General features: G+C 71.3%; 9 protein-coding genes and 1 pseudogene. 4 read left to right on the top strand and 6 right to left on the bottom strand.

Going from position 1 to position 10,653, the window contains the following annotated elements:
• The first annotated feature begins 78 nt into the window (after nucleotides 1-78).
• The 3 genes from G6R24_RS13775 (at nucleotide 79) to G6R24_RS21665 (ending at nucleotide 2,234) form a co-directional block, all read left to right on the top strand.
• A complete protein-coding gene (locus tag G6R24_RS13775) occupies nucleotides 79-939 on the top strand; it encodes a helix-turn-helix domain-containing protein (RefSeq protein ID WP_163549652.1) in 861 nt (286 codons plus the stop codon).
• On the top strand, nucleotides 936-1,178 hold the full coding sequence (locus G6R24_RS13770; protein WP_163549651.1) for a DUF397 domain-containing protein: 243 nt from the start codon (nucleotides 936-938) through the stop codon (nucleotides 1,176-1,178). Before G6R24_RS13775 ends, G6R24_RS13770 begins: the two co-directional genes overlap by 4 nt.
• A gap of 897 nt (nucleotides 1,179-2,075) precedes the next feature.
• Nucleotides 2,076-2,234: a hypothetical protein gene (locus G6R24_RS21665; RefSeq protein ID WP_175084866.1), complete on the top strand. Its 159-nt coding sequence runs from the start codon at nucleotides 2,076-2,078 to the stop codon at nucleotides 2,232-2,234.
• A gap of 130 nt (nucleotides 2,235-2,364) precedes the next feature.
• On the opposite strand, the pseudogene G6R24_RS24155 reads toward G6R24_RS21665, so the two are convergent.
• Both G6R24_RS24155 and G6R24_RS13760 read right to left on the bottom strand, forming a co-directional pair.
• Nucleotides 2,365-3,235, bottom strand: a pseudogene (locus G6R24_RS24155) (hypothetical protein).
• Entirely contained in the window at nucleotides 3,232-4,275 is a 1,044-nt protein-coding gene (locus tag G6R24_RS13760) for an SPFH domain-containing protein (protein WP_163549650.1), read from the bottom strand. Before G6R24_RS13760 ends, G6R24_RS24155 begins: the two are co-directional and overlap by 4 nt.
• Nucleotides 4,276-4,384: 109 nt before the next feature.
• Between G6R24_RS13760 and G6R24_RS13755 the strand changes: the two genes are divergently transcribed.
• On the top strand, nucleotides 4,385-5,131 hold the full coding sequence (locus tag G6R24_RS13755) for an NUDIX hydrolase (RefSeq protein ID WP_225438498.1): 747 nt from the start codon (nucleotides 4,385-4,387) through the stop codon (nucleotides 5,129-5,131).
• Between the two features lie 276 nt (nucleotides 5,132-5,407).
• On the opposite strand, the gene G6R24_RS13750 is transcribed toward G6R24_RS13755, so the two are convergent.
• From G6R24_RS13750 to G6R24_RS13735, 4 genes are all read right to left on the bottom strand, one after another.
• Nucleotides 5,408-6,472 (bottom strand): DMT family transporter, encoded by a 1,065-nt coding sequence (locus G6R24_RS13750; RefSeq protein WP_163549648.1) that lies wholly within the window; start codon nucleotides 6,470-6,472, stop codon nucleotides 5,408-5,410.
• Nucleotides 6,473-6,634: 162 nt separating this feature from the next.
• On the bottom strand, nucleotides 6,635-7,807 hold the full coding sequence (locus tag G6R24_RS13745; RefSeq protein WP_163549647.1) for an MGDG synthase family glycosyltransferase: 1,173 nt from the start codon (nucleotides 7,805-7,807) through the stop codon (nucleotides 6,635-6,637).
• A gap of 33 nt (nucleotides 7,808-7,840) precedes the next feature.
• On the bottom strand, nucleotides 7,841-8,818 hold the full coding sequence (locus G6R24_RS13740; protein WP_163549646.1) for an NAD-dependent epimerase/dehydratase family protein: 978 nt from the start codon (nucleotides 8,816-8,818) through the stop codon (nucleotides 7,841-7,843).
• On the bottom strand, nucleotides 8,815-9,969 hold the full coding sequence (locus tag G6R24_RS13735) for a DegT/DnrJ/EryC1/StrS family aminotransferase (RefSeq protein ID WP_163549645.1): 1,155 nt from the start codon (nucleotides 9,967-9,969) through the stop codon (nucleotides 8,815-8,817). The genes G6R24_RS13740 and G6R24_RS13735 overlap by 4 nt, the downstream gene beginning before the upstream one ends.
• Nucleotides 9,970-10,653: the final 684 nt, after the last annotated feature.

Genomic DNA, 10,653 nt, shown 5'->3' with positions numbered 1-10,653 from the left:
AGGCGCACACTGTGGATAAGGAGTGGCGATCCGGTGGCAGGATGCATCCATCACTCCGAACCGACCGAAGGACGAACGATGGCCACGAGTGGCGGTCCGACCGTGCGACGCAGGCGGCTGGGAGCCGAACTGCGGCGGCTGCGAGAGAGCGCCGGGGTCTCCGTGGACGAGGTCTGCCAGCTCCTGCGCTGCTCCATCTCCAAGGTCAGCCGCATGGAGAACGGCCGAGTGCCGGTGCGCACCCGCGACGTCTCCGACCTGCTCGACCTCTATGGCGTCGCCAAGGGCGAGCAGCACGACGCGCTGATGGCGCTGGCCCGGGACTCGCGCCGACACGGCTGGTGGCACTCGTACCACGACGTCGTCCCCACCTGGTTCGAGATCTACATCGGCCTGGAGGGAGACGCGACGTCCATCCAGGTCTACGAGTCACAGCTGGTACACGGCCTGTTGCAGACCAGTGACTACGCCCGTCAGGTCCTCCGCGCCGACGACCCGGAGGTCGCCGCGGAGGAGATCGATCGCAAGATCGCACTTCGGATGGACCGGCAGCACCGTCTCACCGCGCCGAACCACCCGCGACTGTGGGTAATCCTTGACGAGGCCGTCCTGCGCCGCGAGATCGGCGGTCGGGCGGTTATGCGCGAACAGCTCGAGTTCATTGCCAAAAGGTCCGAACTCCCGAACGTGACCATTCAGGTGATTCCCTTCGACGTGGGCGCACATGCCGGCCTGGGCAGCGCCTTCTCGATACTCGGCTTCCCGGACTCAGAAGACCACGAAGTAGTCTATATAGAAGAGGCGGCCGGTAGCCTCTATATCGAGCGCGTTGCGGAAGTCCGCCGATATAAATTGAAGATGGATCATCTCCTGGCCGCCGCACTGCGGCCCGAGGAATCCGTCCAGATGATACTTTCGGTGGAAAAGGAACTCACATGAGCATGTTTGCGAAGCCCGATCCGCAGGACCACACCGAGCTGACCTGGCGCCGGAGCAGCTACAGCAACGGTGCGGGCGGAATGTGCGTGGAGGTCGCGCCGCTGGGCGAGGGGGTCGCCGTCCGCGACTCGAAGGACCCGCTCGGCCCGGTCCTCGCCTTCACCGCCGGCGAGTGGGACGCCTTCCTCGCCGGCGCCCGCGACGGGGAGTTCGATCGCGCGCGGGTACACGTGGGGTGACCCCCGCCCCGGTGCGGTGACGTCCGTCCTGCCCGGTCCGGCCACCTGTCCCAGCGGGGCCGGACCGGGCAGGACGAACGTCCCGACGTCGGCCCCTACACCCTCGGTCGCGTTACGTGCCGGTTGGCTCTTGCGCAACGGCTCCCGGACGCGCACTCTTGTAGATGTTCAGTAGAGCTTTGTTGTTGTGATCGTGTCGTTGTTATCGTGATCGTGTCGTTGTGGTCGCGGCAGGTCCGGGTACGACGCTCACGCCGCGCATCGTGCGGGATGCGCGGCGCAACAGTCGGTCCGGGCAGGGCGGGCGCACGACACGGTGCCTTTGTCATCCCTCGTCCTCTGGACGGGCAATGCGGGCCCGGTGGCCCGCTCCTACGCGGAGGAGGGCAGTCGTCGTGACCAGTGTTGACGGTTCGGCTACCCATACGCCGATATCCGCTGCCCCGGCCCAGGTGGCCGCGTCGGCGCGGTCCGGCGGTCGCTGTCGTCCCCGCGCACCACACTCGCTCTGTTGCCCCGGCCAGCGTGACGTACCCGCCTGGCGCCGGGTGCCGGCCGGCGAGCATCGGGCTGGTCGGGTAACCGGCGCGGCCCTGCTGACGCCCTCCTAGCCGCAGGCGCCGACCCCGCCCTCACGCCACGGTCCGTGCTGGTGGAGTCGACCTTCCTCGCCGGCACCGCCCACGGCCCAAAGCTCACCCGTCCCACACGGAGGGCCTGGGTCTCGGTGGCTGCCGGCCCGACGGATCCCGCCGCCAGCGTCAGGGCCCTTTTGTCACACTTTGGCACCCATGGCCACGACCGGGGTCCGCCCTCCCACGGCGGACGCGGCTCCTGGCCGCCGACCCCGTACGAACAGCACCGTCGGAGTTCCCCTGCCACCGGGAGGTGATCGCCGTGGCCACTGCCACGACCAACCTGCTCAACACCCCGAACGAAGACCAACGAGTGGATCGGGTCCGCCGCGCGGCGCTGTCAGCCTACGTGGACGGAAAGATCAGTTTCGCACAGGCGAACCTGCGGGTTCGCAAGGCCATCGAACGCTTCCTCGTGTGACCAGTCACTCGATGCCCCGCGGACGGCGCCGGCCCCCCGCCGGCCCGTCCGCGGCAGGCGCCATCCGACGCCCCGGTCGCCAGGTCGGCACCCGTCCCACCCGCCGGGTACGCCGCCGCGGCTGATCTGATCACAGCAGGTACAGGCGGCGCTGCGCCACACCGACGGTGAGCCGCTGCCCCCAGGAGAGCTCGATCGCGTCCGATTCGATGCCGTCGCCGAACACGACCATCCGATCCGATTCGACCAGGACCTCGAGCCGGGCCGCCCCGGTCAGCCCGCCCTGTGTGCGGGCGGTGCCCGTCTCGGGCGAGGGCCACGCCTCGCGGACGAACCAGGCCAGCGCGCCCGCCGTCGGCGCCGGCAGGTCGATCTCGCCGCCACGCTGCGCCCAGACCGAACGGCACCAGCCCGGCAGCGGCTTCGGTGGCCGCGGCTGCCGGGACCCGCAGGACGTACCGGGCGGTCTGATGTCCGGGGTCGCCGACGTAGACCTCGTTGAGCGCGAGGATCCGCTGCCCGTCATCGGAGTGGGCCTCCACCATCGTGAGGTCGCGGGCCGACCCGCCGGGCCGGGCCGCGTCCTCACCCGTCAGGGCCCGCAGCATGCCGCCCGCCGCGGCGGGCGGGTGCCGGACGAGCACTCCGGGGTTGCGTCCGACGTCGGCGTTGATGCCCAGGACGGGCTGGCCGTCGAGGTACTTCGCCACGTTCGCGACCAGACCGTCCTGGCCGACGCAGATCACCACGTCGTCGGGAGCGAACAGGAACCGGTCCAGATCGGCCCGCTCCACCTCGCCGCGCCGCCAGTGCGCGGGGATCGCCGCGGTCACCGCCTGGCGGGCCGCCCGCGTGGCCTCGTCGGCGGCCTGCACCGGCGCGAGCTCCCGGCCACGGGTCCGCAGGAAGAACTCGGCCTGGCCACGGGTGCCGTGCCGGGCGATCAGCTCGGTGTACTCGGTGCGCCGGTGCACCAGGACCGCCCGCGGGGCGAGACTCATGACTGCTGCTGCCCGGTGTGGGCGAGGCGGCTGAGCAGTTCGGTGAGCATGTCCGGGGTGATCGTGAGCGCGCCGATCGAGGGCAGGTGGTCGGCGAGGTCGCGCACGGCCAAGGCGACCATCGCCGAGGTGTCGAGCCCGGTGACGGAGGCGACCCGGGCCGCCTCCGCGTCCGCCTCGGCCTGCCCGACCAAGCGTACCGCCTCGGCCCGGTCGGCGGCCTCGATGCGGACCCGTTCGGCCTGCGCGCTGGCGGCGGTTTGGGCGCGCCCCGCCTCGGCCTCGGCGGCGATGCCCGCGGCGGCGGCCTGTTCGGTCATCCGGCGCTGTTCGTTGGCGCCTTCCTGGGTGACCAGCCGCTCGGCCCGCACCGCGAGTTCGATCTTGCTTTGCAGCTCGTTCTCGGCGATCCGCCGTTCCTGCTCGACGGCCAGTGCCCGCCGCCCGTAGGTGGCCCGGTCGGCCTCGGACTGGATCTGCTCCCGGGTCGGGGTGGTCAGTGCCTTCTCCACGTCCGGTGCCGGGCGCACCGCGACCACCCGCACCCCGGCGACGGCGATACCGGTCTGGACCAGCCGGGTGTCCGTGCGCAGCCCGTCGGTCACCCGGGCCCGGATCTCCGGGACACCCTCGACGAGCGCGGCCGTCAGCGGTGCGCGGGCGAGCAGGTCCGAGGCGTACTGCTGGGCCGTCTCGGTGATCAGGCCGGCCAGCTGGCCGAGCGGCTTCTCCCGCCAGCCGCCGAGCTCCGGGTCGATACCGAAGTCGATCCGGGCGGCGGCCAGCGCCGGGTCCGCGATCCGGTAGGTGACGGTGGCCTGCACCGCGACGTCCTGGAAGTCGGATGTGCGGGCGTGGAACAGCACCGCGAGCTCCCGGTCGTCCACCGGCACCTCGCTGATCACCGCCGTCCGCGGGCGGTACCAGAAGACCTGGCCGACGCCCTCGTGGGCGACCTCGGTGCCGCGCAGGTGCCGGATGTACGAGGTCGGACGCCCCCGCAGGTGACACAGGAACGGTACGCGGCTGATGTCCGCCATGACTGCCTCCCGGTGGTCGGCGTCCCGCACCGACCGTCACTTTTATCGTCGAAGTGACGATAACCGTCGACGGCCTTTTTCGTCAAGGTGACGATATATGGTGCGGTCCATGCCACCCTCGCTTCCCGATGGCGTCGTCCCGGTGCCCCTGAGCGTCGATCTCGTCCTGCTGACCGTCCGCGACGACCAGTTGGCCGTGCTGCTGGTGCGCCGCGGGATCGACCCGTATCGCGGTCGGTGGGCGCTGCCCGGCGGGTTCGTCCGCCCCGGGGAGGACCTCGCCGACGCCGCCGTGCGCGAACTCGCCGAGGAGACCGGCCTGCGGCATCCGCCGGCGCATCTCGAACAGCTCGCGACCTACGGCACCCCCGGCCGTGATCCGCGCGGCCACGTGGTCACCGTCGCGTTCCTGGCCCTGGCCCCGCAGTCACGGGCTCCCGTCGCCGGCACGGACGCCGCCGACAGCCGCTGGGCCGCGCTCGGCGACACCTCGACGGCCGACCTCGCCTTCGACCACGCCACGATCGTGGCCGACGGGCTGGAACGGGCCCGCTCCAAGATCGAGTACAGTGCCGTCGCGACGGCGTTCTGCGAACCGGAGTTCACGGTCGCGGCCCTGCGGCGGATCTACGAACTGGTCTGGGGATGCCGCCTGGACCCCCGCAACTTCCATCGCAAGGTGACCGGCACCGCGGGATTCCTCGTCCCGACCGGACGCCTCACCACCCGCGACGGTGGCCGCCCCGCGGAGCTCTACCGCCGTGGGGAGGCAGGTCTGCTGCACCCCGCGATGCTGCGGCCCGCCCGGGAACGGTCACCAGGCGACGGCGCCGCGCGCCAGAACGGTTCCAGATAGCCCGGATGGCTCGCGGTGGCGAGGCTTCGAGGCAGAGACGGCCGGGCGCCCGGGCGATCGGGGGGTGAACCCGGGCGGCCGGCCACGGCAACCTTCTCACCGAAAGCGCACGCAGGCTTACTGTTCGTGGATTAGTGTGGCGTGAGAGTCACCAGCTGTCCACCCTCGCCACGTCCGCCGTAATTGCGCCCGCCCGAAGACCGCGCCGGCAAGGCCCGAGAAGTCCGAGGTAATCGCACTTCGCCAGGGTGGCGCGCCCTTCGGCGGCAGTCTTCGCTACTTTCCGCGGTTGGTCGCGTGCAGATCGTTGGATCTGGGGAACGCCGCAGGGCCGCGCGGAGGAGCCGCCGAGGCAGGCAGGGCCGCGGTCGCGGAGGTGCCCGGGTCCACCGCGGTGGCGTCCTCGGACACGGCACCCTCGGTGGTGACGTCCTCGGCCTCGTCGACGGAGCGGTTGGCGGCCATCCGGTCGCGGCCGAGGGCGACGATGCCGGCGGCGACCATGGTCAGGGCGATGATGAAGGCGACACGCTGGGGGCCGTCCGGCGCCGGCTCGTCGAAGAGGGTGACGCCGAGGGTGACCGGCAGAAACGCGGACACCCCGCTGGTGACCGGGAAGGCGATGACCGCGGCGCGCCCCTGCAGACCACGTTGCTGCAGGCCAAGCGCCAGCACGGAGAACAGCACCAGCAGGTACGGGGTCGGGGTGGTGAGCAGGTCGACGAGGGTGGACTGCCCCTCGCGGCGCTCGTGCACCGCCAGCCCGATCTGGCGGGTGGCCAGCGTCGCGATCGCGTAGCAGACCCCGGCGGCGGCGCCGAAGCCGAGCGCGGTGGCGGCGATACCGCCCCGGCGGGCGGCCACGTTGGCCAGGAACGCGCAGAACAGCGCGAACATGAGGCCGAGCACGAGGAACGCGAGCAGGACGTCGGTGCTGGCCGAGGTGCCGACCTCGGCTCGGCGGGCGAACGCGTAGGCGAGCAGGCCGATGCCGGCCACCATCGAGGCGACCCCGAGCCAGCCGTTACGGCTGATCCGCTCACCGAGCACCCGCTGCGCCAGCAGCGTGAACACGATCATGTCGAGGGCCATCACCGGGGCGACGAGCGCGACCGGGGCGACCGACAGCGCGGCGACCTCGAGCAGGAACGACCCGGCCTCGACCGCGAGCCCCAGCAGCCACAGCGGACGCAGCACCAGATGGGCGAGCAGGCCCAGGCCCAACCCGCCGGAGCTGGTCTCCTCCTCGCGGGCCGCGCGCGCCTGCACCAGCGGAGCGATGCCGTACAGGCCCGCCGAGACGGCCGCCGTCGGCAGCCCGACCAGCAGCGCCGTGCTCATCTGCCGGCCGCCGCGGCCGTACACGGGACCGGCCCGCTCGAAGACACCATCGGTACGCGGCCTACCCCCGTCTGCTTCACACCCACCACCCGTCCCAGTCAACACCGACGGCGAGCCGCGGCATTCCGGGGCAGGCGGGGCGACACCGAACAAGGGTGTGGCTCACCAGTGGGCGCCGAAACCGATCTGGGCCAGTGCGGCGTCGAAGGCCTGCTCCCAGGCCTGCGGACCGATGGCCACCCGATGCGAGGGGGGCTTGACCCGGTCGAGGCAGGCCAGGGCCGAGCGGGTCAGCGAGACCGGGTCGGTGTTGGTGACCTCGGCGTGGCCGCGCTCGAGCTCCTTCTGCAGGTTGTCCCGGCCGTGGCCGGGCACGACGTCGAGCAGCAGCAGATCCCGTCCGATCACCCGGGCCTCGCTGCAGGTGTCACCGGAGGAGGTCACGACCAGGTCGCTGGCGGCCATCAGCGCGGGAATGCGGTCGGTGAAACCGAACGGGATGACCTTGTGCTGGCGTTCGGCCAGCGCCGTGAGTTTCGCGGCGAGCCGCTCGTTGCGCCCGGCGACGGCCAGCACGTAGATCCCGGCGCCGGAGAGCGCCGCGGCGCTTTCCACCAGCGGGCCAAGACCCCACGAGCCGGACATGAGCAGCACGCACGGGGCGTCCCCGGGAATGCCGAGTTCCGCGCGGGCCTCCTCCTGGGACGGCGGGTCGTAGAAGGGGGTACGCACCGGGGTCGGCACGACCGAGACCAGCGCGTTCGGCGCGAACCGCCGCACATAGCGGGCGGCGGTCTGGGAGGTCACCAGGTAGAGATCGGTGTTGTCGTGCACCCACAGTCGGTGCACGCAGCAGTCGGTGGAGAAGACCGCGGTGACCAGGCCGGGAAACTCGGCCTTGACCCGGCTGGTCGCCGCGGCTCCGGTGGCGAAGATGGAGACGACGAGATCGGTGGGTGTGGTGCTCAGTTCCTCGCGCAGGGCGGGGACGACGTAGCGGCTCGACGTCCGCTCGATGAGCCCGGCGAGTTTTCCGCCGGTGCGCATCTGCGAGAAGTGCACCGCGTCGTACAGGCCGGGCACGGCGAGCATCCCGCGGAAGACCTTCTCTCCGCGGGCCCCGTTGCGACCGCCGAGCATGCGCAGGCTGTCGCCGGTGCGGGCGGTCCACCCGCGCCGGGTCAGCGAGGCGCCGCAGGCCTCGGCCATCACGTCGTGCCCCATCCCGAGCGACCCGGACAACAGCAGCGCGGACCCGCGCCGCGCCGGCGTCCGAGCCGTCAGGTCGCCGTCCTGTGAGGGTCCGGTCACCGTCACACCACCGATCTGCGTCATGCGGTCTGCGTCATGGGCTGGTCATCGTGCCGATCATTCCGACGAGGCGGCGGTCACATCGAGGTCGTCGACATGCGAGACGGCCTGGACCGGTGGGCGCCGATTCGCCAGATACCACTCGACGTACTGCCGGACGCCGTCGGAGAAGGGCGTGGTGGGCCGCCAGCCGAGCAGGTCGAGGGCTCGGCGGGCGGACACCTCCCGGCCGCGGAAGTCGCCGGGCCGGGCCGGGACGTGCTCGATGGTCGTGCCGGGGAAGTGCCGGCAGACGGCCTGCGCCATCTCGAGCACGCTGACCGACTCGTCGCCCTCGAGCGCGAGCGTGGCGTTCTCCGCCTCGGGCCGCAGCGCCAGCACGTGCGCGTCGGCGAGGTCGCGGACGAACACGTAGTTGCGGAACTGCTGGCCGTCCCCGGCGACGGTGAGTGACTCGCCGCCGAGGGCCTTGTGGACGAACCGGGCGAGCACCAGCTCGTCGCGCATTCCGGGGCCGTACGGGATGCCGTAACGCAGGATCGTGAACGGCAGTCCGTAGGTCTGCTGGTAGCTGTGCAGCAGGAGTTCGGCGGCGAGCTTCGTCGAGGTGTAGACATGCCCGGCGCGACCGAGGGTGATCTCGGCGTCCTCGGTCAGCGGGGACGGGTCGGCACGCTCCCCGACCGCGCCATACACCCAGACGGTGCTGGCGAACAGCACCCGGCTGACCTTGGCCTGACGGGCCGCCTCGCAGACGTTGCCGGTGCCCTCGACGTTGAGGCGCACGGTGCGGGCGGGATCGGCGTAGGCGAAGTCGACGTTGGACATGCCGGCGATGTGGAACACCGCGTCGGCACCGCCGAGCGCCTTGGTGAGTCCGGGCAGGTCGAGGACGTCGACCTGCAGGCTGGTCGCCCGCGGGTCGCTCGGGCGGGCATCGACATCCAGGGAGAGGACGTCGTGCCCGGCGTCGAGCAGCCGGTCGACGACGTGACTGCCGATGAAACCGGAGCCTCCGGTAACCGCGATTCTCATGCTGCCCCGTCCAGGTCCAGGCTCGCCAGCGCGGCGGCGAAGGAGGTCAGCACGTGCTCGGCCTCCGCGTCGGTCATGTCGGAATGCAGTGGTAGGCAGACGTGCCGGGAGCAGAGGTCCTCGGCGACCGGCAGCGCGCCGCCGGCGTAGTCGGTGAAGACGGGCTGCTGGTGCAGGGGCACCTCGTAGACCTCACCGGACAGGGAGACGCCGTGCCGCTCCTTCAGTTCCTTCTTCAACCGGGCCCGGTCGACACCGGGGCGGGGCATGACGATGTACTTGTAGTAGTTGTTGATGTCGCCCGGGGGCAGCCGCAGCCGGCTGGCGGGCGCCGGGGCTCCCGGTCGGGCCAGGCCGTCGATCGCCGCGTCGTAGCGGGCGGCGATCCGGGTGCGGGTGGCGAGGAACTCGTCGAGGTGGCGCAGGTGCACCTTGCCGGTGACCGCGTGCAGCTCGCTGAGCCGCCAGGCGTAGCCCTCACGGATGTGGGTGTTCCCGAGGAAACCGGCCTTGCCCTGGTCGCGGTAGATCAGCGCCGCCTCGTGGATCGCCGGATCGGCGGTGACGATCATGCCGCCCTCACCGCTGGTGATCAGTTTGGTGGGGTAGAACGAGAACGACCCGGCCACGCCGAACGACCCGGCGAAGGTGCCGTTGTGCTGGCAGCCATGGGCGTGCGCCGCGTCCTCGACGAGGAGGATGTCGCGCTCGGCGCACAGGCGGGCGAGGTCCTCCACATCCGGTGACACCAGACCACCGATGTGCACGAGGACGACCGCGCGGGTGTTCGGGGTAAGGGCCGCGGCGACGGTGTCGGCCGACAACGCGAAGGTGTCGGAACTCACATCGGCGAAGACCGGATTGGCGCCGGCCCGCAGAACAGCAAAGGCGGTCGCCGCGAATGTGTTGGTCGGAACGATGACGTCCGTGTCCCGAACGTCCAGACTGCGAAGAATGATCTCCAGTGCGGCGGTACCACTGCTCACCGCCACGGCGAACGGCGCTTCGTGCGCCGCCGCGAATGCGGCCTCGAAATCCCTCGTGTGTGCGCCGAGTGTCAGCGCGCCGGTGGAAAGGATCTCAGTCGTGGCCGACGCGATCTCCGCACGATCGTCGGCTGAGAAGACGATCCGTGCCGCGGGGACATGCACCTGTTCACCCCTGCCTTCCGAGTCATCCGCACGAGTGGGCACTGCTCTGGACCGGCAACGCCCCGGGCGCCCTCGGCGCCACGAGGTGCCAGCCCTACAACCCCTCCGGATGTAACGACCGGTTTTGTCAGCACATGCCCAAAACAGGCTAGCGATCCCGCTCGGAGGTGCAACCAGGACCCACTACGGTTACCTACGAAACATCTCACATCTATCCGAAAGTAGCGGACCTTGTCGGGAAAGCGACGTCGGCCCGAGGAACGATTCTTCCGTCACCCCGATGACGTCCGCGCCAGGACGGACAGCGATGGTGATGTCCCGGTCACGGTCAGGGCCGGGGGTCTGCATCGTCGCGTCTTTGCCGGGCCCTGGTAAGAGGGTCACCCCCGCACCGTCGATCTACGAATCCAGGGGTGACCCGTCGGCGGCCTCGGGCCAGCCCGCGCGGACGCCCCTGGCGCCGTCGAGGCCCGGGCCGCCGGGTCCGGCGCCCGCCCCGCCGCCACAGGCGTGATCGCGCCACCGTGCCACGGCGACGGGTGACCTGCCGACCAGGCCGGTCGTACGCCTGGCGGGGTCGGCTGGCGGGCTCGAGCGCCCCCCGCGGCGGGCGCGTTTCACCCCGCGGGAGTGACTGCGGTGCCCGTCGATCCGGGGCCGCGTCGCTCGGCGGCGGCGGACAGC

Source organism: Candidatus Frankia nodulisporulans (assembly GCF_902806475.1).
In the GTDB taxonomy this organism is placed as follows: Bacteria; Actinomycetota; Actinomycetes; order Frankiales; family Frankiaceae; genus Frankia; species Frankia umida.
The sequence above is the reverse complement of the archived record's forward strand: the minus strand, read 5'-3'. Positions and strand labels throughout refer to the sequence as shown.